The sequence below is a fragment of the Arthrobacter sp. UNCCL28 genome (genome assembly GCF_900102805.1).
Lineage (GTDB): Bacteria > Actinomycetota > Actinomycetes > Actinomycetales > Micrococcaceae > Arthrobacter > Arthrobacter nicotinovorans_A.
In genome coordinates this window covers 768120-791308 of record NZ_FMWE01000001.1, presented here as the reverse complement: position 1 = coordinate 791308, position 23189 = coordinate 768120, and the positions used below count along the sequence as shown (strand labels likewise).

22 protein-coding genes, 1 other RNA gene and 1 riboswitch are annotated in these 23189 nt (G+C 61.8%); of the genes, 5 read left to right on the top strand and 18 right to left on the bottom strand.

What is annotated here, in order from left to right:
• The first annotated feature begins 161 nt into the window (after window positions 1-161).
• Window positions 162-275: riboswitch (SAM riboswitch) on the top strand.
• A gap of 31 nt (window positions 276-306) precedes the next feature.
• From BLQ01_RS03545 to BLQ01_RS03535, 3 genes are all read left to right on the top strand, one after another.
• Window positions 307-1716 carry an aminotransferase class V-fold PLP-dependent enzyme gene (locus BLQ01_RS03545; protein WP_091550137.1) on the top strand — a complete coding sequence of 470 codons (1410 nt, stop codon included), beginning with the start codon at window positions 307-309 and terminating at the stop codon, window positions 1714-1716.
• Window positions 1717-1919: 203 nt separating this feature from the next.
• Window positions 1920-2744 carry a class I SAM-dependent methyltransferase gene (locus tag BLQ01_RS03540; protein WP_238324857.1) on the top strand — a complete coding sequence of 275 codons (825 nt, stop codon included), beginning with the start codon at window positions 1920-1922 and terminating at the stop codon, window positions 2742-2744.
• A 9-nt stretch (window positions 2745-2753) separates the two neighbouring features.
• The gene (locus BLQ01_RS03535) at window positions 2754-3467 is read left to right on the top strand and encodes a metal-dependent transcriptional regulator (RefSeq protein ID WP_026540092.1); all 714 of its coding nucleotides are present in this window, start codon (window positions 2754-2756) and stop codon (window positions 3465-3467) included.
• 50 nt (window positions 3468-3517) lie between these two features.
• Here BLQ01_RS03535 and BLQ01_RS03530 read toward each other — a convergent pair whose 3' ends face one another.
• Window positions 3518-4966: an MFS transporter gene (locus BLQ01_RS03530; RefSeq protein WP_175493330.1), complete on the bottom strand. Its 1449-nt coding sequence runs from the start codon at window positions 4964-4966 to the stop codon at window positions 3518-3520.
• A 37-nt stretch (window positions 4967-5003) separates the two neighbouring features.
• Between BLQ01_RS03530 and BLQ01_RS03525 the strand changes: the two genes are divergently transcribed.
• Window positions 5004-5378 (top strand): hypothetical protein, encoded by a 375-nt coding sequence (locus BLQ01_RS03525; RefSeq protein WP_254779198.1) that lies wholly within the window; start codon window positions 5004-5006, stop codon window positions 5376-5378.
• A gap of 8 nt (window positions 5379-5386) precedes the next feature.
• Here the strand turns inward: BLQ01_RS03525 and BLQ01_RS03520 are convergent, their stop codons facing one another.
• From BLQ01_RS03520 to BLQ01_RS03455, 14 genes are all read right to left on the bottom strand, one after another.
• Window positions 5387-6370: a S1C family serine protease gene (locus BLQ01_RS03520; RefSeq protein ID WP_035760495.1), complete on the bottom strand. Its 984-nt coding sequence runs from the start codon at window positions 6368-6370 to the stop codon at window positions 5387-5389.
• Between the two features lie 245 nt (window positions 6371-6615).
• Window positions 6616-6984: a transfer-messenger RNA gene (gene ssrA / locus BLQ01_RS03515) on the bottom strand.
• 91 nt (window positions 6985-7075) lie between these two features.
• Window positions 7076-7546: an SsrA-binding protein SmpB gene (gene smpB / locus BLQ01_RS03510; protein WP_026540087.1), complete on the bottom strand. Its 471-nt coding sequence runs from the start codon at window positions 7544-7546 to the stop codon at window positions 7076-7078.
• A 75-nt stretch (window positions 7547-7621) separates the two neighbouring features.
• Window positions 7622-9037: a M23 family metallopeptidase gene (locus tag BLQ01_RS03505; protein WP_026540086.1), complete on the bottom strand. Its 1416-nt coding sequence runs from the start codon at window positions 9035-9037 to the stop codon at window positions 7622-7624.
• A gap of 55 nt (window positions 9038-9092) precedes the next feature.
• On the bottom strand, window positions 9093-10007 hold the full coding sequence (gene ftsX / locus BLQ01_RS03500; RefSeq protein ID WP_026540085.1) for a permease-like cell division protein FtsX: 915 nt from the start codon (window positions 10005-10007) through the stop codon (window positions 9093-9095).
• The gene (ftsE, locus tag BLQ01_RS03495) at window positions 10004-10768 is read right to left on the bottom strand and encodes a cell division ATP-binding protein FtsE (RefSeq protein ID WP_026540084.1); all 765 of its coding nucleotides are present in this window, start codon (window positions 10766-10768) and stop codon (window positions 10004-10006) included. The genes ftsX and ftsE overlap by 4 nt, the downstream gene beginning before the upstream one ends.
• Window positions 10769-11061: 293 nt before the next feature.
• Complete coding sequence (prfB, locus tag BLQ01_RS03490; protein WP_091550368.1) at window positions 11062-12180, bottom strand: peptide chain release factor 2; 1119 nt, start codon at window positions 12178-12180, stop codon at window positions 11062-11064.
• Window positions 12181-12243: 63 nt separating this feature from the next.
• Entirely contained in the window at window positions 12244-12717 is a 474-nt protein-coding gene (locus tag BLQ01_RS03485; RefSeq protein WP_254779196.1) for a pilus assembly protein TadG-related protein, read from the bottom strand.
• A complete protein-coding gene (locus BLQ01_RS03480) occupies window positions 12714-13106 on the bottom strand; it encodes a hypothetical protein (protein ID WP_309803149.1) in 393 nt (130 codons plus the stop codon). The genes BLQ01_RS03485 and BLQ01_RS03480 overlap by 4 nt, the downstream gene beginning before the upstream one ends.
• 124 nt (window positions 13107-13230) lie before the next feature.
• Window positions 13231-13620 (bottom strand): TadE family protein, encoded by a 390-nt coding sequence (locus BLQ01_RS03475; protein ID WP_091550365.1) that lies wholly within the window; start codon window positions 13618-13620, stop codon window positions 13231-13233.
• 39 nt (window positions 13621-13659) lie between these two features.
• Entirely contained in the window at window positions 13660-13899 is a 240-nt protein-coding gene (locus tag BLQ01_RS03470; protein WP_091550134.1) for a hypothetical protein, read from the bottom strand.
• A 67-nt stretch (window positions 13900-13966) separates the two neighbouring features.
• The gene (locus tag BLQ01_RS03465; protein WP_091550132.1) at window positions 13967-14908 is read right to left on the bottom strand and encodes a type II secretion system F family protein; all 942 of its coding nucleotides are present in this window, start codon (window positions 14906-14908) and stop codon (window positions 13967-13969) included.
• The gene (locus BLQ01_RS03460) at window positions 14905-15759 is read right to left on the bottom strand and encodes a type II secretion system F family protein (protein WP_091550130.1); all 855 of its coding nucleotides are present in this window, start codon (window positions 15757-15759) and stop codon (window positions 14905-14907) included. Before BLQ01_RS03460 ends, BLQ01_RS03465 begins: the two co-directional genes overlap by 4 nt.
• The gene (locus BLQ01_RS03455) at window positions 15759-16982 is read right to left on the bottom strand and encodes a TadA family conjugal transfer-associated ATPase (RefSeq protein WP_026540076.1); all 1224 of its coding nucleotides are present in this window, start codon (window positions 16980-16982) and stop codon (window positions 15759-15761) included. Before BLQ01_RS03455 ends, BLQ01_RS03460 begins: the two co-directional genes overlap by 1 nt.
• 644 nt (window positions 16983-17626) lie before the next feature.
• Here BLQ01_RS03455 and BLQ01_RS03450 point away from each other — a divergent pair.
• Window positions 17627-20017 (top strand): GH25 family lysozyme, encoded by a 2391-nt coding sequence (locus BLQ01_RS03450; protein WP_254779194.1) that lies wholly within the window; start codon window positions 17627-17629, stop codon window positions 20015-20017.
• An 80-nt stretch (window positions 20018-20097) separates the two neighbouring features.
• Here the strand turns inward: BLQ01_RS03450 and BLQ01_RS03445 are convergent, their stop codons facing one another.
• From BLQ01_RS03445 to BLQ01_RS03435, 3 genes are all read right to left on the bottom strand, one after another.
• Window positions 20098-21444, bottom strand: a complete 1347-nt coding sequence (locus BLQ01_RS03445) for a hypothetical protein (RefSeq protein WP_026540074.1) — start codon at window positions 21442-21444, stop codon at window positions 20098-20100.
• Window positions 21445-21640: 196 nt separating this feature from the next.
• The gene (locus BLQ01_RS03440) at window positions 21641-22084 is read right to left on the bottom strand and encodes a hypothetical protein (RefSeq protein WP_254779193.1); all 444 of its coding nucleotides are present in this window, start codon (window positions 22082-22084) and stop codon (window positions 21641-21643) included.
• A gap of 185 nt (window positions 22085-22269) precedes the next feature.
• Entirely contained in the window at window positions 22270-23085 is an 816-nt protein-coding gene (locus BLQ01_RS03435; protein WP_051421467.1) for a hypothetical protein, read from the bottom strand.
• Window positions 23086-23189: the final 104 nt, after the last annotated feature.

Below are 23189 nucleotides of genomic sequence, written 5' to 3'. Positions count from 1 at the left end.
TAGGTCCTTTCAGCGAATATTCGACGGCGGATGCCCCCTTTGGTGGGCGTCTGCCGTTTTTTCTTCGCCAAAGATCCGTTTTACAAGCCTGACGTAACAAAGTGCTTAACATTGCGCAGCGACTTTGGAGGGCCGCTGGAGGTGCCCTAACCTTTTTTACAGGTCACGAGTGCCAGTGCTAAACCCCGGTTTGCTGGCCGGCAACCCTCCATTCGCGGTGGGGTGCCCCGGGTGACGACCCGGCCGGTCCGGAACGGATGCGGCAAGCGCGGATCCCCTATGGGGGTCCCTCTTGAATGAGGTCCCATGAGTACTGTCACGTTCGATGCCAACGCCATTCCTTCCTTTGTCGAAGAAGCCCCGTCACCGGCAGCTGCTGCAATCCGCCCGCTCGCCGCGGTCACAGGCGCCGAGCTGCAGGCCCCGCTGATCCAAGGCGGCCACGTTCGTTACGCCAACCTGGACTATGGAGCATCGGCTCCGGCACTGACCATCGTCTCGGCATATCTCAACGAGGTCCTGCCTTACTACGCCAGCGTGCACCGCGGCGCTGGGTATGCTTCACAGATCAGTACCTCGGTCTATGAGAACTCGCGGAACATCGTGCGCGACTTCGTGGGTGGGCGCCCGGACGATTCCGTCATTTTTACACGGAACACCACCGATTCCCTGAACCTTTTGGCCGACTGCCTTCCGCAGACCGATGGCCGGTTCTCCGGCGAAGTCCTCTACCTGGACATTGAACACCACGCCAACCTGCTCCCCTGGCAAGGCGTCCCGCACCGCAGCGTGGTCGCGGCCTCCACGCTGGCCGCGACGCTGGACAAGCTCCGCGCCGAGTTGGCGCAGGGCGGGGTCAGCCTCCTCGCAGTCACCGGTGCCTCGAACGTCACCGGTGAGATCCTCCCGATAGCCGAACTCGCTTCTCTGGCACATGAGTACGGCGCCAGGATCGTGGTGGATGCAGCCCAGCTGGCGCCCCACCGCAGGATCAACATCACCGAAGCCGACGTCGACTACATCGTTTTCTCGGGCCACAAGTTGTACGCGCCCTTCGGTGCCGGTGTAGTGGTGGGCCGTCCGGACTGGCTCGACGCCGGCACCCCGCACCTGGCCGGTGGAGGCGCCGTCCGTGAAGCCCGACTGGACTCCGTCAGTTGGGCCACCGGACCCGCCCGTCACGAGGGCGGCTCCCCCAACGTGCTCGGCGCCGCAACCCTTGCACGGGCGACGCAGGTCCTCGCCGGACTGGACCAGGAGGCCTGGCACTCCCACGAGGCCGCCATCCGCTCCTACCTGGTGGACGGTCTTGAGGCCATTGACGGAGTGACGGTCCACCGGATCTTCTCCGACTCCGTGGACACCATTGGCGTCGTCAACTTCTCCGTGGAAGGATTCGACGCCGGTTTGGTCGCCGCTTATCTGGCCGCCGAGCACGGCGTTGGCCTCCGGGACGGCCGCTTCTGCGCCCACCCGTTGCTCAAGCGCCTGGGCCTTCCCTCGGGATCCCTGCGTGCAAGCTTTGGCGTTGGCTCCCGGTTGGAGGACGCCACAAGGCTGCTGGCGGGCATCGAGAGCCTTAAGGACAACGGACTTGGCTGGGACTACGTGGTGGACGAAGGCCGCTGGGTACCTGCCAATGACCACCGGACCTACCCGGAGTGGGCTCCCAATACTCCTGGCACAGCAGGCGCCGCTCCCTGCACCGTGGACTAAAGCGTCCTCGCCGACCAAGTCATCACCGTCGACTACAGCGCCACCGCGGACCAAGACATCACCGCCGACTAAGACATCACCGTGGGGCAAGCCGCTCCATCGGGACCGGTGGGCTTCCCGGACGCGAGGCATCAGATCGTGTCCGCTGCGGTAAATTCGTAGGGTACCTTTTTGGCGAGCCTGTGAAGGAGTCTTTGGTGGCGATACGTTCTACGGCTGCCTCGAACGGGCGGCCCGCCATTCCCGCACCGGCCGGACCACGTGGACCCAAGCTTCATGCCCACCGCCGCCATGAATTCGGCCAAAGCTTCCAGGATGGCGGAGAGCACTACGACCGCGTACGGCCCGGGTATCCCCTGGACTCCGTCGAGTGGCTGGTTCCCGAAGGAGCCGGGACAGCCGCAGACATCGGAGCGGGGACGGGCAAGTTCACGGCACTGCTCGTGGAGCGCGGACTGGACGTTGCCGCCGTCGATCCTTCCACCGACATGCTGGACCAGCTGCGGAAGTCCCACCCCAACGTCGTCGCGTTGGAGGGAACTGCCGAGTCAACCGGACTGGCGGACTCAGCATTCGACGTCGTCAGTGTCGCCCAGGCCTGGCACTGGTGCGAACCGCTCGCAGCGAGTACGGAAATTGCCCGGATCCTGAGGCCGCATGGAATGTTGGGCCTGATCTGGAACCAGTTGGATACCGAGGTCCCCTGGGTTCATCGGCTCTCGCGCATCATGCATGCAGGCGATGTCCACAAGCCTGGCTTCCGGCCAGTCGTCGGCCCGGAGTTCACCGGCCTGGAAAGTCACTTCACCTGGTGGGAGGACGCCTTGACGCCGAACGACATCATGGAGTTGACCAAATCCCGGAGCTACTACCTCCGGGCCAACGATGCCACCAGGGCCAAAGTGATGGGGAACCTGGAATGGTACCTCTACGAGCACCTCGGATACGTGGCCGAAGAGACCATCAAGGTGCCGTACGTGACCCAGACGTGGCGTGCATCCAGGAACTCCGGACCCCTTCCACGGTAGGCTTGGGATGTGAAGACCAGTACGCCCTCCTCCTCGATCGAGGACTACGTCAAGGTCATCTACTCCTATACGGAGTGGCAAGACAAGCCGATTACCTCCTCCCAGCTTGCCCAGCGCCTTGGTGTGGCCAATTCGTCCGTGTCCGAAATGGTCCGGAAGCTCAAGGACCAGGGCCTGGTGGACCACCAACCGTACAGTGCCATCCGCCTGACCCCTGCCGGCATGCGGCTTGCACTGGCCATGGTGCGCCGCCACCGCCTCATCGAGACCTACCTGGTGGAAGAACTCGGGTACAGCTGGGACGAGGTCCATGACGAAGCCGAGATGCTGGAGCATGCGGTTTCGGACACCTTCATTGAGCGCATGTCCGCCAAATTGGGCCATCCCGTCCGGGATCCGCACGGAGATCCCATCCCGTCGGCAGACGGTTCGGTTGATCTTCCGCACGCTTACCGCATGATCGAGCTCGACCAAGGCCATTCGGGCCGTATCACCCGGATCAGCGATGAGAACCCTGAACTCCTCAGGTACCTCGCTGCCGAAGACATTGCACTGGACGCCCCGGTCGAAGTGATGGGACGCAAACCGTTCGGGGGTGCCTTGGTGGTGCGGATCGGATCCGGGGTCAAGGGCCGTGAATTCGATCTCGCCGACGAAGTGGCCTCGGCGCTGTGGGTTCAAAGCGCCGGGGTTCACGAAGGCTGCGTCCTCCAGGGCCGCTGACCCGAGCATGGCCTGACACTGGCGTGGCCCGACCCGGGCACTCCGGAAGGTCAGTCGCGCTGCCCGGCCGCTTCGTCGTCGTCGGGTGCTGCCACCGGTTCCCCCTCATCAGCGGGCGCGGTGACCCTGGCAGGGTTTCGAATTCCGACGGCGGACGCCACCGCCCCGGTCAGGAACAGTGCCGCTGTGACCAACAGCGCGTTGTACAAGCCCTCCCGGCTGAAGACCGGTCCTACTATCAGCCCGGCAAAGGCGATGGTGATCAACCCGGCGATGCGGGCTACCGCGTTATTTACTGCCGAACCTATGCCCGCTTCCGCCGGCGGGACTGCACCAAGGATCGCGGCCGTCAGCGGCGCCACCAGGGTGGCCAGGCCAAGTCCGAAAACGATCTGCCCGGGCAGTACCTGGGTCCAGTAGTTCAAAGGCTCCTGGATGGACAGGGACATCAGGAAACCCACACCACACAGCAAAGGTCCTGCTGTCATGAACCAACGGGGACCGTACTTGCCGGCCAGTCCGCCAAAATAGGATGCCCCGATCATCAGGATGACCGTGCCCGGGAGCAGCGCCATCCCCGCAACCGTAGCGGCCATTCCTCCTACCTGCTGAAGGTAGATACCCAGCACAAAGAACCCCAGCGAAATTCCGCCGTAGATGGCAAGCGTTGCAAGGTTGCCCCAGCCAAAATTGCGGATCGCGAACAACCTTAGCGGCAGCATCGGCTCATCTGTCCTGGCTTCATGGAACAGGAACAAGGCCATGGCCACGATGCCTACAGCCAGGGGTACCCACACCTGGGCACTGCCCCAACCCATCCGGCCTTGCTCGATAAACGCAAACACCGGACCACCAAGGCCCACCATGGCCAGGAAGGCCCCGAGGTAGTCGATGCGTTTGCTCTTGTCCCTCGCTGCATCGGATGCTCGGAGGCCGGCAAGCATGGGCCAGATCGCAATGGCGGGGATGACATTGATGAAGAAGATGACGCGCCAGGAAAGAAGGTCCACCGCCATTCCGCCAATCAAGGGGCCGACTATGGCTGCCGCGCTGGTCCATCCGGACCACTGGCCGATTGCTTTGGATTGGGCAGGCCCGGAGAAAGAGGTGATGATCATGGCCAACGAGCTTGGAACCAACAGGGCGCCGGCAATTCCCTGGAGTGCCCTTGAAACCACAAGGACTTCGCCCGTCCAGGCCAGGCCGCACAAAACAGAGGTCGCAGCAAAGCCTGCAAGCCCCCATTCCAGTATTCGCGCCCTGCCGAAATGATCGGACAAGGAGCCCGCCACCAGGATCAGGGCGCCCAATGTCAGGAGGTAAGCGTCCACCACCCATTGCTGGATAACCAGGCCGCCGCCCAGTTCCCGCCCGATGGCAGGCAGTGCGAGATTCACCACAAATCCGTCAAGGATTGCGATGAAGGACGCCACGATAGCTACCGCCAACACGCGCTTTTGTAGCGGCGTACTGGGTAGCAAGGCCGCTGCGTCAGTCATGAGCACAGCCTACGCCCGGTAAGTCCCGTATCGTTGAATGGTGATTAGCAGACGTGATGCCGCATTGGCCCTTGATATTTCGATGGAAATGGCCCAACGCCACGGTATTCCGTCCCGGCTCTCCGAGGCCGAGTTGCGCGATATGCAGGACAATCCGCCGGCTTGGCTGGTGCAGTCCAGGGCCAACCGCACCGGTAAACGCCCTGTCTGGGTCCATCTGACCTGTGCTGTTTGCTGTTATTCGGAGGCCATCCGCCCCAAGAAGTGGTGGCCGGACTTTTCCTTCGTGTACTGCGGTACCCACCGGAACAGTGACCTCCCCAAGCTCTTCCTGGGCGAAGTGCGCAGCGAATATGAAGGTGTCGGCAGCCGTTTTGTGGGCGTCGTTGATGTTCCGGAGAGCAAAGCCTAGCCTGCCGCTTATTGCTGCTGTTCCATCTCCGACGGCACCGCCAGGAGTTCAAGGGCCCGGCCCTCCCTGAGGACCGTCAACGGGAACGGTTCCCCGATCGCTTCGTCGAAAAGCAGTTTCTGCAGGCTCTCTGCACTCGATACTGCCCGCCCCTTGGCGCGGAGCACTACGTCTCCGGGCTGGAGTCCAGAGATCTCGGCCGGCGACCCCGGAAGCACCTCCACTACGCGCAACCCCTCCTTTTGCCCGGTCCGGACCACGGCACTGGCGTCCAGCGGGATGGGAGTACTCACCAACCCCAAGTACGCACGATGCACCCGGCCATCCCTCAGCAAGGATTCGATGATCCGCCTGGTGGTGGTATTGATGGGGACCGCCAAGCCGAGTCCCAGTCCTGCCACGGCGGTGTTGATGCCGACGATGCGTCCGTGCGTATCCGCCAACGCTCCCCCGGAGTTCCCCGGGTTAAGGGCGGCGTCGGTTTGGATAACATCTTCTATGACCCGCCGGTGTTCGCCTGCCCGGACGGGAATGGACCTGCCCAGGCCGCTGACCACGCCGGCAGTCACCGAGCCCGCCAAACCAAGCGGGTTGCCCACGGCAATCACCAACTGGCCCACCCGCAAGGTTTCGGCGTTGCCTAAAACTGCCGGTGGCGGCGTGGATTTCAGGCCGCGGATGACAGCGAGGTCGGACAACGGATCGGCGCCCACCAACTCCACGTCGGAGTGCTTGCCGTCGGCGAACACAGCCCTGCCGCTCCGGATGCCGGACACAACATGGGCGTTGGTTAGCATGTATCCCCCGGCAGTAAAGACCACGGCAGAGCCGCTGCCCCTGAGGATGCGGCCGCGCCGGCCGGTGCTGGTCATCTCAATGGCTGCAACATGGGGTGTCACCGACTCCGCAACGTCGATCACAATCTTCGAGTAGGCATCCAGCGCGGGCTCCTCCCCGGAGTCCAGTGATTCGAGTTCAGGCCCAGTGTTCACCGCATGCCTCCTGCCACCGCTGCGCCCGGTTTGGGCGCTTACCCACTTCAACGGGGATTCCTCCGCCCGTAGTCCTTGGCGCAGTACGCCGTGGGTGAACGGGGTCACGGGGATCCAGCGGGTAGGGTTCGGCACTTCTCTGCGGGTCCTGCCCTTCCGGACTCTGCCTCCGGATCTTCCCCTTCCCGCTCCCGCGCCGGACATGGGAAAACCCCCGGATCACGAGGATCCGAGGGCTTTCCTTGGGGTGGAGATGGGGGGAATTGAACCCCCGTCCGATGTCGTTTTGTCAGGGCTTCTCCGGGCGCAGTTCGCGTCGGATTTTCTCGGCCCCAGCCATCCTGCGAACAGGTGGCTGATCCGGGCCCAGTCATCTAAGAGTCCCGTTTACCTCAATGACGAAGGCAAACAGCAGTGGCTATCTAAATGACGCCAGGAACCGGGGCGATAGCAACCCCGGGCTGACGGACTGTCTTACTGCTTAGGCAGCGAGAGCGAAGTCAGTGCGCTTAGATTCGGCACTTATTGGTTTGCAGACAGCGTTTACGAGATAATTCTGCATCCTCGGCCCGCTTCACCTGTCGCGACTAACATCGTCGAAACCGATCATCCCCGTATTTTGTTACCAAACCCGATGGAAGCCTCGATTACTTCGAGTTCCCTTCGGACTATCCATCATAACGCATCCACACGGCGGTACATTCCCTACCGGCGGTTGCGTTCCCGCAGTTCACGCAGCGATTCACGCTTGTCCTGCTGTTCACGCAGGGTTTGACGCTTGTCGTAGTCCTTCTTACCGCGGGCAATGGCGATTTCCACTTTGGCCCGTCCGTCCAGGAAGTAGAGCTGGAGCGGTACCACGGTGAAACCCGACTCGCGGATCTTCTGCGAAATTTTGTCTAATTCCTCGCGATGAAGCAAGAGCTTACGACGCCGGCGCGCGGCATGGTTCGTCCAGCTCCCTTGGTGATACTCAGGGATATGGATACCTTCCATCCACAACTCATCGTTGTAGAAGGTGCAAAAGCCGTCCACCATGGAGGCATGCCCCTCGCGGAGGGACTTCACCTCGGTTCCCATGAGGGCGATACCGGCCTCATAGGTGTCCAGGACATGGTAGTTATGCCGGGCCTTCCGATTGGTGGCCACTACCTTACGGCCACTTTCCTTGGGCACGGTAGAACTCCTTGTTAGATGCGGATTTCAACTAGTGTACGCCAGCGGCGAGGCAGCCCCGCGCCGTTGGGTGCCCTAGAGAAGGTTCATGGGATCCACGGCGGAACCGTTCAACCACGTTTCGAAGTGTGCGTGGCATCCGGTCGAGTTGCCGGTGCTTCCCGAGTAGGCGATAAGTTGGCCGGCCGAGACCCGCTGGCCGTTTGAGACCACAATGCTGCTGTTGTGGTAGTAGATGGTGGTCAGTGAATTCCCCTGGACCACTCCGTGGGACAACTTCACGCGCCATCCGCCACCATCGGCCGAGTTCCACCCGGAGTTGAAGACCTCTCCTGCAGCCGCAGCGTAGACGGGAGTACCGCAGGCCGCACCGAAGTCGATGCCCGTGTGCATGTACCCGCCGGTACCGTAAAAGTCGATGGTCCCTGGGGGCGTTGCGCGCCAACCGAATCCGGACGTGATGGGAACGTAGCTGGCAAAGGGGTGACGCAGTCCGAACGCGGACGGTGAACCCGCTGCCGGCGGAACATAGGGCTGTTCCGGCGGAGCAGGCCGGCCCTGGGCTGCAGCGGCAGCGGCCGCGGCAGCAGCAGCTTCTTCAGCGAGACGGCGTTGCTCGGCTTCCCACGCTTCCCTGAGTTTCCGGTCGCGCTCCACGATCTCTGCGGCTACGGTGTTCTGCTCAGCCTTCACCCGGGCCAGGTTGGCTTCAATTCCCGGCTTTGCCGCCTGCAACTGCCCATTGAGGCGGGTGGTGTCCTCGATGAGCTTATCGACTTCGGCCTTCTTGTTCGCAGCCTCGTCCCTTGCCGATTTCTCGCGTTGCAGCGCAGCGTCTGCTTTAGCTTTGAGGTCCTGGATCTCTTCCTCGACGGCTACGAGCCTTGCCTGGGAATTGACGTTGGTGGCGTTCTGCTGGGTCAGCTTGGTCATCGCAGCGTTCTGGCTGCGCATGGCCTGGTCGGCCAAGTCCATGGACTCGGTCAGGTTACCCGATTCGCTGGATCCGAAGAGAAGGGCGATGTTTGTGGGGACGCCGCCGGACTTGTACGCCTGGGACGCTATCTGGCCGATCAGCTTCTTGGTGTCGGTGATCTTCTGCTTATCACTTTCCAACTGCTCGGTGATCTTGGCCTTGTTTTGCTGGGCAAGTTCGACCCTGGCCGCCAAAGCTTCAACTTCCTTGACCGCGCTTGCCACCCGTCCCTGCGCTTCAAGCAAAGCTTGCTGGGCACCGGGAAGTCGGCCTTGGTAAATGACGAGGTCCCCGGCGGCCTTGGCGATGTTGGCATCCACAAATTCCAGGGATGCCTGGACCCTTGCAGCTTCGGCTTCAAGCGCGGCTTGCTGGTCTTCAAGGTTGTCGGCCCGGGCAGCGGGAGCGCCCGACAGGAGGCTGACAGCCAGGCCCACTGCGAGCACGGCACCCATAATCCGAGCATTGCCCGACGCGAGCCGCCGGCGCAGGGAGATTGGGTCCAACGCGGTCATCAGGAGTCCTTTTCGATTGTCAGCATGAAGGGTGATCGGGCTTTGGCGGTCATCGCTAGACCTTCAAGTATCGCCGGAGGGTCAAAAGAGAGGATATCCCGGCCAGGCCTGCACCCAAGGCAATCAGCACAGGCGCAATCACCAGTACTTGGGCAGAGGAAATAAAGGGAGTGTTGAGGAACTGTGTCGACAGTTCGCCGTTCAGCCAGAAGTGCGCCATCAACCAGAGCGTCACCGAGGCGAGGACCGCCCCCACCACGGCAGCGATAACGCCCTCCAGGATGAAGGGCAGCTGGATGACTGTCTTGGAAGCACCGACGAGCCGCATGATCCCGGTTTCCCGCCGTCGGCTGAAGGCGGAGAGCCGGATGGTTGTGGTGATCAGCAGGACCGCGCAGAAGATCATGACCACTGCTACGCCCATCGCAGCCACAGACGCCCCATTCATCCAGGAGAAGATGCGTTCAAGGACCTGCCGTTGGTCGCTCACCGTCTCGACGCCAGGCTGTGACGAGAACGTCTCACTGATGATCTGGTACTTTTCCGGGTTCTTCATATTGATCCGGAACGAAGCAGGAAGTTGGTCCTCGGAGACTGAGTCAACAATCGGCGAATTCGAGAACTGTTCCTTGAAATGTGTGTAAGCCTCAGCCTGGGATTCAAACTGGAAATCGTTGATGTATTGCTTGACGGCCGGAGATTCGAGCATTGCCTGCAGGTTCTCCTGCTGCTCTTTGGTGGCCGGACCGGAAGCGCAGCCGACCGCCGTCGAACCGTCGTTGCAGAGGAAAACAGCCACCTGGACTTTGTCGTACCAGTAGCCCTTCATCTGGGTGATCTGCATCTGCAGCATTCCCGCCGCACCTACGAACGTGAGGGAAACAAAGGTCACCAGCACTACGGAGATGACCATGGAAAGGTTCCGGCGCAGTCCGCTGCCGATTTCCCCGAGGATAAACAGGAGCCTCACAGCTGCGCCCCCTGTGCACGGTCGAGTTCCTCGCCGCTGGCATCCCGCAGGCGGCGTGATTCACCAACCACCGGAATCATGGAGGTGTAGAGCGCCTTGGCTTCGTCTCTGATGACCTTGCCGTTCTTGAGCTCCACCACGCGGCGGCGCATTTCATTAACGATGTCGTCGTCGTGCGTTGCCATGACCACGGTGGTGCCATTCTGATTGATCTTGTCCAGGACCCCCATGATGCCCATCGAGGTGATGGGGTCCAGATTGCCGGTCGGTTCGTCCGCCAGCAGGATGCCGGGACGGTTCACGACGGCGCGGGCGATCGCCACGCGCTGCTGCTCACCACCTGACAACTCATGGGGCATGCGGCGTTCCTTGCCCTCCAGCCCCACGGTCTTAAGGACTTCAGGAACCGTTTCGCGGATGATCGAGCGGCTCTTGCCAATGACCTGCATGGCGAAGGCAACGTTGGCAAAGACGTTCTTCTGCGGGAGCAGCCGGAAATCCTGGAAGACGACGCCGATGCCGCGACGAAGCTTGGGTACGCGCCAGCTCGAAATGTTCGCAACGTTCTGCCCGGCAACGTAGACAGATCCGGACGAGGCTTTGTCTTCCTTCAGGATCAAGCGAAGAAAAGTGGACTTGCCCGAGCCCGACGCACCTACGAGGAAGGTGAATTCGCCGCGGTTGATCTCAAGGCTGACAGAGTCGAGCGCCGGTCGGGCATTCTGCTCGTAGACCTTGGTGACATTCTCAAATCTGATCATGGCCCTTTAGAACCCCGCCGGACATGACATAGTCGCCCAGTCCAACAGCCGGAGCGCGGGCTTTCGATGGGGGAAGTGAGAGCACCGGCCACTCGACTATACGCACGCACATGCCGGGTTTAGCTGGCTTTGGCAGGCGTGTCGCGGAATCCGGCGCCCGGCATGACCGGATGCCGGCCCGGGAATCCCCGAGGTTGGTTCGCCGTTTGGCTGCCGGGTCCTGGTTGGCTGCCGGGTCCTGGTTGGCTGCCGGGTCCTGGTTGGCTGCCGGGTCCTGGTTCGCTGCCGGGGTCCTAGTTGGCTGCCGCGTTGCGGTTGCCGGTGCGCCAGCGGATTCCAGCGTCTATGAAGTCGTCGATGTCGCCATCAAGCACAGCCGAGGTGTTGCCCACTTCATGCTCCGTGCGCAGGTCCTTGACCATCTGGTACGGGTTGAGGACATAGGAGCGCATCTGGTCGCCCCAGGACGCTTTGACGTCCCCGGCCAATGCCTTCTTTTCGGCGTCCTGCTGTTCCTTCTTGACCAACAGGAGGCGGGACTGAAGCACCCGCATGGCCGCTGCCCGGTTCTGAAGCTGTGACTTTTCGTTCTGCATCGAGACCACAATGCCAGTAGGGATGTGCGTCAACCGGACTGCCGAGTCAGTTGTGTTGACCGACTGGCCACCTGGCCCCGAGGAGCGGAAGACGTCCACGCGGATTTCGTTGTCCGGTATTTCAATGGAGTCCGTCTGTTCAATCAACGGAATGACTTCCACTGCCGCGAAGGACGTTTGCCGGCGGCCCTGATTGTCGAACGGGCTGATTCGGACCAAACGGTGTGTTCCCGCTTCAACGCTCAAAGTGCCGAACGCGTACGGAGCCTTGACCTCGAACGTGGCGGATTTAAGCCCCGCTTCCTCGGCATAGGAAGTATCCATCACGGTGGTCGGGTACCCGTGGCGTTCGGCCCAGCGCAGGTACATCCGCATCAGCATTTCGGCGAAATCTGCCGCATCCACGCCACCGGCACCTGCACGGATGGTTACCACAGCTTCGCGTTCGTCGTACTCGCCCGACAACAGCGTGGTGATTTCGAGTTCCGCCAGCGCTTTGCGAATGGACGACAACTCCTTTGCAGCCTCTGCCATGGAGTCGTCGTCGCCCTCGTCCTGGCCCAGTTCCACCAGGACTTCCAGATCATCGATCCGGGAAGCGAGCTTGGAAAGACGCTCAACTTCGGACTGGCGGTGCGACAACCTCGAGGTGATCACCTGGGCGGAAGCCGGGTCGTCCCAAAGGTCCGGGGCTCCGGCTTGCTCGCTCAGTTCAGCGATCTCAGCTTTAAGGGCATCAACATCGGTGACATTCTCGATGGAGCTGTAAGTTGCGCGAAGTGCGCGGATTTCTGCGGAAAAATCTATCTCAGCCATGGTCATCCCAGCGTACGCTATCGATCACGCTCCCCCGACGGCCCGTTCTTTCATGCCGGACCATTACTGGCTCAGCGATGACCGGGCTACAGACCGCGCCTCAACCAGGATTCCATCGGGCAGGAGGAAACTGATCACAGGAGGATGGGCCACAGCGGTGACCACCACTACGGCCGTACCCCCTGGCTCGCTGCCAGTACGGCCGTCCAACGTAAGCCGGTCATGACGGGAAGAGGCGCCACTGGTGGCCAGGTAGGACGCAGCCCCGGCGCGCACCCGCTCGTCCACCAACGAAAGGCCGGGCTGGCTCCCGGCTCCCAGATCGGCCACCACAAAGGAGCCGGCAGCGGCCAGGGCAGCTCCGTCCGCCAGGGACAAAAGCTTCTTGTGCTCCAGGTAGACCGCCGAGACTGCCATGACCACCGTTGCCAGAAGCAGCGCCAGCACAACGAAGCCGATGATGAGAACGGCGATCTGGCCTTCTTCCGGTGACTTGCCCGTCGGAGGCCACCAGCCGCGACGGTGGGGCGATGTCACTGGTACTGCCCCACAACCTGGGTCGACGACGCACTCAGCCGGGCGGCGTTCATCTGCAGCGGGTCCGCGAATGGCACCAGTGGCAGAGCTATATCCAAACGAACGGTCACCGTCACGTGCGCTCCTGCAGACAAGCAGTCGACTCGATCGCATGCGATGTCAACACCGGCTTCGTCCGCTGTGTGACCGTAGTCCTTAATGGCCAGAAGAACCGTGTCTTCAGCTGCAGCCCTCGCGCTCTGTGCGTCCGTACGATTCACAAACACCTTGGCGGCCTGGTCGGCAGCCCCTACCACCGCAAATGCCCCTCCTTGGATCTGGCCCACCGTGACGACAAAGTAGACCACCGGAACCATGAGCAGTACCGCCAGGAACGTAAATTCCACCACGGCGCTGCCCCTTTGTCCCTGTAAAGCCGCCCAGCTGTCACAGACCGTCCCAGCCGTGGGGACGGGACGGCACACTGCCTCACGAAACCTTCGCAGGAAGGAGTCCTGCACACTCATGAGTGCCTTAGCCGGCGAGCGCCGCATGCCCCTTCACCTCCAGCACTCCACCCGGACCCATCAGCCCGACTACAGGCAGCGGTGCCTTCACCGTCACCTCCAAGGCAAGAACGCCCTCGACAGTGACGATGGAAGAAGAAACGTCCTGCGAGTAATCGCTGTTCAACGCCGTCTGAATCAGTTCAGTGGTCCGCACTTGGGCATCGGCCTGCGTGCGGTCCGCAAGCGCTCCGTAAGCCGCGCCGGAAGCCGCGGCGTCAATGAGCGTGTTGCGTATATGAAGCACCAAGGTCAGCTGAATGACCGCCATGAAGAACACAGTCAGCAACGCCCCGACCAAGACAAAGTCCACAATGGCTGAGCCGCGCTCTTCCGGGACTCCCGGCGGCCGATCCATGGCAAAAGATGCAGCAACGGCGGGGCTGCACCACATTCCCTACTTGCCCACCTTGCTCATTGCCTGCTCAAACATCCCGCTCAGTGCCGGTGTGGCAACGGCAAGAAGTCCGGCGACAAGAATGGCGGACATCAGTGTGATCATGACCCAACCGGGAACGTCACCCCGATCACGGTCTTCGCGACGGGGTATCGCCCTCAGGGTGATCGCCGTCAGCCACGGGATGCAGCCAAGGACCAGGATCGAAGCTGTGGACAGTCTTCCTGCAATGTGATTCATGGGTTCCGTTCGGGTAGTAGTGCGGTGCGGATACATTTGTGGTTTGGGCAGATGCGGTTGTGGGCGCTCAAAGGATCATTTCGAAGGCGGCAATTGCCGGGAAGGCAGCAAAAATGACCGTGAGCGGGAGCACCCCGAACACAACGGGCACCATCATGGCTATCTCCTTTTTGCCTGCCGACTCCATGAGCTCGCGCTTGGCGGAGTCGCGGACATCCGCGGCCTGGGCCCGGAGGACATCGGCGAGGGGCGTTCCCCTCTCCACTGCGACCACGAGGCCGTCAAAGAACCTGACCAGGGGCGGCAGCTCCGACCTGGTGGAGAAAGCCTGCAGCGCCTCGGGCAGGGACTTACCGGAGCGGGCATCCGCGAGGACCAAGGCAAATTCTGCAGAGAGTTCCCCGCTGGAACTGCGGCTCACCCTGTCCATTGCTCCCATGGCACTCTCACCTGCTGCAACGGCGAGCGCCATCAACTCTGCGAGGCTCGGAAATTCTGAGAGCATCGCCGATTCCCGCTTCCGGATGCGTTGACCCAAAGCGTAATCGCGGAGCAAGTACCCGCCCGCTGCGCCGGAGATGACACAAATCAGAAGGAACGGCGGGCTGAACTGGCCGGCTGCGGCGCTGGCCACTACAACGACAAGGGCAGCCACAAAGCCTGCGCCGGCCCACAGGAGCTGCTCTGCCCGGAAATCCAAGGGGGATTTCGAAGAACCTGACCGCGCCAGCCTCTTGGCCACTGCTGCGGTTCCGACGTTGAACCTCGACAGGTATCTGACGGCGTCACCGATGATCGGGCGAACTATCCTTTCCAGCGGCCCAAAAGGTGTGAGGTTGTGGGTTGCCGTACGGAGCAGCCGCGATTCGAGGTTCCTGGACCTAAGTTGGGCCTCGATCCGATCAGAGAAGCTGTTCCCGCGCATGAAGGGTAACCGAACCAGGATCAACCAGCAGCCCGCCCCAAGAAGCAGCCCGCAGAGCACGGCGAACGCAGTGTTGGTGCTCATCGAAACACCCGCTGGTCCTCGGGCAATGCGCCAACACGCAGCATCACCGAATAGCTGAGGACTGATACCAGCAGGCCGCCGAGCAGGACCACGACCCCTGTGGCCGAGTTATAGGCCTGCATCGCTTCCGGTCGGCTTGCCATAACCACCAGGACGATCCATGGTGCTGCCACCGAAAGGCGTGCGGCGTTGATTGTCCATGACTGGCGGGCTTCGAGTTCACTTCGAGTGCGTGCACTATCCCTCAGGAACCCCGAGAGAGTTCCCAGCATCCGCCCCAGATCCGAGCCACCTACTTCGCGTGTCATTCGGAGGGCTTCGATGATGCGGTCCGCCACAGGGTCTGCAAGCCGTGCTTTCAACCTGTTCAACGCGGCTTCGAACTGTCCGCCGGACCTGTAGTCCGCCCCAAAGTCCAGGAACAGGGGGCGAAGTTCCTCCGGTCCCTTGTAGCCCAGTTGGATGAGCGCTTCGGGGAGGGCAAGACCGGCCCGGATGGCTGAGCGCAAGTGGTCTACAACGTCCGGCCACAATTGCCGGAGCGCTGCCCGGCGCTTGCGGGCCCGCCGACGGACCGCGGCGAAGGGAACCCACGAACCAAAGAGGCCGAAGCAGGCGGCCACCGGCGGTGACCCAGTGAGGACAAAGAAGACCAGCAGCGCCAGGAGACCGACGCCGGCGCAGGTGAGGAGAAGTCCCCCACCCGTCACTTTTTCGATGCCCGCTGAGGTGAGCAGGAGCTCCAGGCGACCGGGAACACTTTCCTTTGGGGCCGCCGGCGGCATGGCCCACGCGGACCACCAGACGAGGAAGACGCCCAGGCCAAGGAGGATGCCAAGGAGGGACCCCATCAGTTCAGTTCCAGCAGTGCGGCGACGTCGAAGCCCGCCCGGGCAAACTTCTCCGCGGAAGGCATGGAGTTTGCCCGCGGCAGCAGTTGTGAGCCAACCATGCCAAACACACCCGAAGACTCGATGATTCCGTTTTCGACCCTCCGTCCGAGGGACAGAATCTCGGTCACCTGCCTGCGTCCTGTTGAATGGCGGCTGCAATGAACCACGAGGTCGATGCATGAGGCCACTGTGGGCACCACGAAGGCACTGGATATGTTTGCCCCCGCCAAGAGCGGGAGTGTGCAGATCTTGGTCACGGCATCGTGGGCGGAATTGGCATGGACAGTGCACATACCCGGCAGCCCGGAGTTGAGGGCAATGAGCATGTCCAGGCTTTCCGCTTCACGGACCTCTCCCACTACCAACCGGTCCGGACGCATCCTTAATGCTTCTTTGACCAACCGCCGCAGTGGGATCTCCCCTTCTCCTTCCAGGTTGGGTTGCCGGCATTGCAAGCCAACGACGTCGCGCAAGGGAAGTTGCAATTCAAAGATTTCTTCCACCGTGACCACACGTTCACGGGAACCTATGTGCGCGGCCAGGCAGTTCAACATGGTTGTCTTACCTGCTTGCGTGGCACCTGAAACGAGGATGTTAAGTCCGCTGGCCACAGCGGCTCCCAGAAAGCGCGCTGCTTGGGGCGTGAGGCTTCCCAGTTCGACAAGATGCTCCAGCCGGCTTGCCCGTGCAATGAACTTCCGGATATTGACCGCCCAGTGCTTCCGGGTGATGTCCGGGATCGCGACGTGCAACCGCGAACCGTCGGGAAGGGCGGCATCGACGAACGGCGAGGACAGGTCCAGCCTGCGTCCTGAACTCTTGAGCATTCTTTCCACAAGGTCCCTGACCTGCTGTTCGGTGAGGCTGATGGCTGTCAGTTCGGATTCGCCGTTACGGGCAACGAAGACCTCGTGCGGCGCATTGATCCATACCTCTTCAATGGCGGCGTCGTCCAGGAGCGGCTGCAGCGGTCCGAAACCCGCGACGGCGTCGAAGATATGCCGGCGGGCTGTCTCGAGGTGGCCCAGGGAAGGCAGTGGACCCAGCAGCGCCCGCTCGTCGTAGTCATTGACTGCCGCTTCCACCAGAAGTTTCACGTCCGAGGCCTGTTCGAGGGGATCCAGCCCCCTGCGCCGGATAAGCTCCCGGACTTCTCCCTCAACAATCGTTACAGCGTCCACTTCTTCCCCAACCACCACAAAGCGTCCTAAAACGAGAGGAGCCTCCCGCCTCACCCACGCTAAGTGAGCACCAACACCCCTTCAACCCGGTGGAGGAGGTATGTGGATAAGTGAGGATCACCAGTCACCTCAGCAACCTCAATCCCACTAGTCACTCCAGTTTCAGGATGTTAGGGTAAAGCCCGTTAGGAGCTGGCCTTTGGTCTCATGCGCAAGCGCCCGCCCCGGAGCTTGTCCGCAAGCCACCCCATGCGCCGCTGAGCCGCGGTACAGGGCCGGATATGAAGATGAAAAGACGTTCAAGTGAACCGTCCCGCCGGACCAGGCTGGCCCGGGCCGGCATAGCGCTGACGATCGCCCTCGCAGCAGGCTCTTGCCTGGGATCACCGGCTTGGGCGGAGACCCCCGGACCGCGTCCAGCTCCACCATCGGAGGCCCAGGCAGAAAGTCCGGGGCAGGGACCCCAACCGGTTGACGGCCCCTCCCCTGCGACCAGCCCTGGCAGTGAACCCTCCGCGACGACGCCACAGGCGCCGGGGCAGCAGGAGCCGATACCCGCCGTCGTGCCTTCACCCGCTGAACTGCCGCTTCCCGCGGCCGGATCCGGCAGCGCGTCCGGGGAGCAGCCGACCGGGAAACAGGCCATGCCCGACAACGCACCTGATGCAGAAGCCATGAAAGCTGCGATGCGTGCCGCCATCCCGGCAGGCGGAGCGGAAATGGGGCAAAGGTCTCCCCGTGTCCTCGCGGCCAAGCAGGGCAAAGAGGCTTCTGGAGCCTCAGGCTCCCGTGCAGCAGGGGCCGCCATCAGCGCCGCCGTGCCCATGGCAGCGGACCCAGGCCACTGGCGGCCCTCCATCGGCGTGGCCGGCCAGGATGTCAGCGCCCACCAAGGGAACGTGAATTGGCAAAGCCAGTGGAACCAAGGGTCCCGTTGGGCGTACGTCAAGGCATCGGAAGGCAATTACTACCTCAACGAAAACTACACCCAGCAGTACAACGGATCCCGCAACGTTGGAATGGTGCGCGGCGCCTATCACTTCGCCATCCCCAACTGGTCCTCGGGTGCCGACCAGGCCCGGTATTTCGTGGCCAACGGTGGAGGCTGGACCGATGACGGCTACACCCTCCCACCTGTCCTGGACATCGAATACAACCCCTACGCAGGGCGGACCATCAATGGGTTCTACTTCGGCAACACCTGCTATGACATGTCCAAAGTGCAGTTGGGCCAGTGGGCAGCCGACTTTGGCAACACCGTCAAGGCCCTTACCGGCCGCTTCCCGGTCATTTACAGCACCACGGACTGGTGGAACACGTGCGTTGGCAATACCACCTTCGGCAGCTACCCCCTATGGATCGCTTCCTATTGGAACAACCCCACCAACTCTCCTGGCTCCATGCCGGTCAGTTGGGGCGACTACACCATGTGGCAGTACAGCAGTACCGGTCCTTTCGAGGGCGATTCGAACATCTTCAACGGCAGCTACGACCAACTGCGGACCTTCGCCCGCGGGGTCCCGGATCCCTCAAACCCCTCCATCAAGTCCGCTGCGGACATCCTGACCACCAGCGCGGCCGGACGCCTGGATGCCTTCCCGGCGAACGGAGCCGGCAGAATCACCGGACCCGTGAACATAGGCTCAGGTTGGTCCGGTGCGAAGGCCCTTTACGTAGTGGACTGGAACCAGGACGGCGTCCAGGACATCCTCTCCCAGTGGTCCGATGGGACTCTCAAGGTTTTCCGTGGCGCTCCCGGAGGTTCTTTCTACGCGCCCATCCAAGTCGGTTCCGGCTGGCAGGAAATGTCCCTGACGGTGGGCTGGTGGAACTACAAGGACGCCTACCCCGGAGTGATCGGACAGGACTACCAAGGCAATCTCTACAGGTACTCGAACACTGCCGGCGGCGGATTGGGGAACGGCGTCCTGATCGGGACCGGCTTCAGTGGCCACCAACTGAACCAGATCGACTTCGACGGAGACGGCAACCAGGACATCGTCACACGCACCACCGATGGAACCCTTCGGCTGTTCCGCTCCAACGGCGTAGGCAGCTTCATCAGCGAGCCCGGACGAGTCATCGGTTCCGGCTGGGGCGGCATGACGGCAGTGAGCTCGTCAACAAACTTCAAGGGCGCGGATTCCCAGGGACTCCACGCCCGGGCATCCAATGGCGACCTTTACTACTACCCGGCCGACTCCGGCTCCTGGGGCACCCGCAGCCTCATCGGTGTTGGGTGGGATGACGCAAGCCTCATCAGCGGTGCGCCACTTGATGTTGAGTCGACCCTGGGCATCGACCCGGAGGACATCGTGGCAGTCAGGCCCGACGCCAACCTCTACCGCTACCCGGGCACCGGTACCACTGCGCTGATGCCGGAAGACCTCATCGGCACGGGATGGTCGGGCCTGAAAGCAGGCTTCGTTACGGACTGGAACGGGGATGGAGCCCTGGACATCGTGGCCCAGTGGTCCGATGGCCGCTTGAACGTATACCCCGGCAGGAACGGCAGCGGCTTCGGATCGGCGATCTCGCTTGGGAGCAACTGGAAAGACTGGACACTGAGCGTAGGTACGTGGAAGAAAGCTGACGCACACCCCGGGATTGTCGGGTACGACGCCACCGGCCGTTTGTACTACTTCAACAACCCCACGGGAAGAACCGTTTCCACCGGGATATCCATAGGTGTCGGATGGACAGGCATGGAGATCACGCAGGTGGACTTCGACAAGGACTCCAATGCCGACCTCCTTGCCAAAACGAGCACCGGCGATCTCAAGCTGTACCGCTCGAACGGCACCGGAAACTTCATTCAGGAAGCTGCCGGCGTTGTGGGCACCGGGTGGAACGTGATTTCCGGCTTCGGCGCCATCCGCGGTTTCGCAGGAGCGGGCTCATTGGGCATCATCGCCCGGACCACCGACGGGGAATTGCGGTACTACCCCGTGGGCTCCAACAGGTCCTGGGGAACGCCAACCAGAATCGGAACGGGCTGGAGCAGCCTGACAATTCTCTCGCCCGCCGCCAAGTAGCGGGAGGCACTGCAAATAAAGTTGCCGAAGCCGGCCCAGGAATTTCCTGGGCCGGTTTCGGCAATCAATGCAGACACTTCCTAGGCGAGCAAGGCATTCATGGCATTGACCAACGTTGTCTCCACTCCGTTGGTGCCCGCCTTGAAATGTGCCAAATGCCCGTACACCGTCATGGAGCCGCCAGCGATTCCCGGGAAATCAGGTTCCCATCCGCCCTCGTAACTGCCAAGCGGCATAAAGGGCGGGAAAAACTCATTACTTGGAATGTAGCAGCATGATTCATTTGCATATCCGCCAACAATGATTCCGTTGGTACCGCCGTTCCGTCCACGGAAATATGCAGCGTACCCGCTGACGAGTTCACCGCCAATCATGGCGATCTTCAATTGGGGGCTTCCGTTGAATTTCCACACTTGGAAGGGTGAGGGCACGGATGTATCAAAACTGTTGCTGTCGATCCGGCCGATCATGACCTGGGCATGCCGCTGATACCACTGTGGCTGGCCGTTCGGATTGGCAAGGCGGGCTACGTAGGATGCCCGGACTGCAGCCAGGTTGCCTGCTGTCGGGGTGATGTCCAGCGGCAACTGGACCTCTTGGTAGCGCGTAACCATGGGCCCGCTCAAGGCCCGCCCGGCGGATTGCATATTGGTGTGCACGGTGGCGCCCAGGGCATCCCCATGCTGGTCCCGCAGTTGCCAACTGCGAACTCCGCCTGGATCCTGGTCTCCGGCGGGACCCTGGATGAACATCGCAAAGCAATTTGGGTTCCGGTTTTCGATGTAATTGCAGGCTCCCGCGGCAAAGTCGCCGTCAAAGAGTGTTCGAAGCCCGGCGCTGATGGGGTGGCACCCATAGCTGAAGATCACTGCCGCCGGAGTTCCGTTGCCCCTCCGGGCCACAAGAATGGGAACAGCCGTTTCGGTGTACGGCAGCCCTACCCGGTTGGCGGAGAAATTTTGGGACGACACCTTGTAGTCGAAGGTCACGGCCGTTTCATCCGCGTCCAATGCTTCCTGCGCGAGGTTCACAATAGTGTCTTCAAGGTCCGCACTATAGGAACGCACCAAGCCCAGGTCTGCAAGCCCATATGCCATGAATGGGTGGAGCGTATCAATCAGCGCCGGGCCATTGTGCGTATGTGTTGCCTGGATCAGGATGTCGCTGCTGGACCATGGAGCAAGGTCAATGATCCTGTCGCGGATCCGTTGATGCATCGCCCGTGGCAACGCCAGGACATCCAGGCTGATGATGATGTGGGGATTGGCGTCTTCCCAGATAAGAATCGCCCGCGCATACAGCGGTTCAAAGGGCGAACTGCTGGTGGCCTCCCGTCCTCCGTCGGTTGAACCATATCCGGCCATGTAGGGATTGGTGCTCAGCGACGGCGTTATGTCAGCGCTTGCAGTTCCAATTCTGAACGCCATAAAAGATCACTCCTTGATTGTGCGTAACGGGTAATCTTTGTTGGCTTCCCAACAGAATTTCGTTTCCCGGATACGCTGAACAGCCAATACGTGAGACCACTTTCATTAGACCATGTGATCCCGCAGTTTTGTGTGGTTGGAAGGGACTGAATCCGGCTGACGAATCCCCCCGGGGGTGGGAAGATCCTGCCGGTTTTCAGGACTGGCCAGGCGCCGCCGTCTTAAGCCATCTGGTGAGTTGGGCAGCCTGCGGAGCCAGCGGCGCCAAGGTCAAAGCCCCCTTGACCACAGGTATGCCGTAGCCGGCAAGTGAAGCTGACAGCGTTCTGTGGTCCGTTCGGGTAGAGGCCTTGATGATGAGCAAGCACAAAGCGGATTCTTGTCCGGACGGAGCTCCTGCGGCAATCGCCGCGTTAACAGCCGCCCGCTCTTCCGGCGTCAGGACGTGCGGGCCGCTTCCGACATAGTCCACTTGGCAGTCGGTGATGTGCATGTACCGGGTGGAAGCCCACACTTCTTCAAGGCTGGAAAACTTGCCAATGAGGCTGCCATCGGCCGCCGTGCAGGTGAATTGGTACCGGATCAAGGGTTCTGGACGCTCAACGGCAACTTTGTCGTCGTTCGCAACGACTGGTGCCATATCGAGTGCGGCTGGTTGGGACGTATCTACTTTGGTTCCTGAACAACCGGCCAGGGCAAGACTTGCCACACCGAGTTGAAGAACACTGCGCCTGCGCATGTTCACCGAGGGATCCCCACTTCATTCGGATGCTCCCCAGCTCCGCATGCATTGGTTATTCGCCCCAAGCCGTTTCCGGCTGCGTCTTAGTACATCTTCCCCCAAATTCCGCATTTGTCACTAGTGAATTTTTGGCCCGGTTGCACTTCCACCGTGGTTCCGGCCTCGATGAGGCTGCCGCTGGCAACAACGGACCCATCGGCAGCGGTGACGGACCAGGTGCATCCGCCGCCCGCATCGGATGGTTTCACCAACTGCAGCTCCCCCGGCTCCACGTCTTCGCCTGCCACATAGGATCCATCACCCACCCGGCCACCTTCTGCCCACGCAGCAAGGATCTTCCCCTGGGGAGCATCCGGACAGAATTCCGCCGCTGCCAGCAATGGCCCCCTGCCTGCTTCGGCAAATCCCCCGGGACCCGTTTCGTCACTGATCCTGGTGCAGAGGCGAAGGACATCCAGCATGGTTGCCAACGCGTCATCAGCCGTCCCTCCTTGGGCGCCGGCTGTTGAAATCGCTTCGGCTTCCCGGGGTGTGGGTTCAAAGGGCCCGTCTGCTGCAAAAGCGACCTCGCACGAATCCAATCGCGTGTAATTGGTGGCAGCCCAGACTTCCGCCAGACTCGACAATTGAACTTCAGGCGAGGCATCAAGGCTCGTGCAACGGTAGGAAAAGCGGCCCGGTTCGTCGTCGCCCGCCGGCGGAGCCTCACCGCGCGGTTTACCGCTGCCCTGGACGTTTCCGCTGGCCGGAGCGGACGACGGCGGCTGGCCGGGTCCGGCGGTGGCGCCTGCACTGCTGGTGGCCGACGACCCGGTTCCTGCGGTTGGTCCGGCCGAAGGCACCGTGCAGGCCGCCAGCACCAACGCCATGGGTACCGCCATCAGGAACAGTCTGCGCATTATGGCCTCCACCTCAATCGTGGGGTGCGCCCGTTGCGTGGTCAAGACTGACTGGTTCCGGGACCCGCTGAGGACATCTTCCGGTTTTGGTAGTGACAAATGTG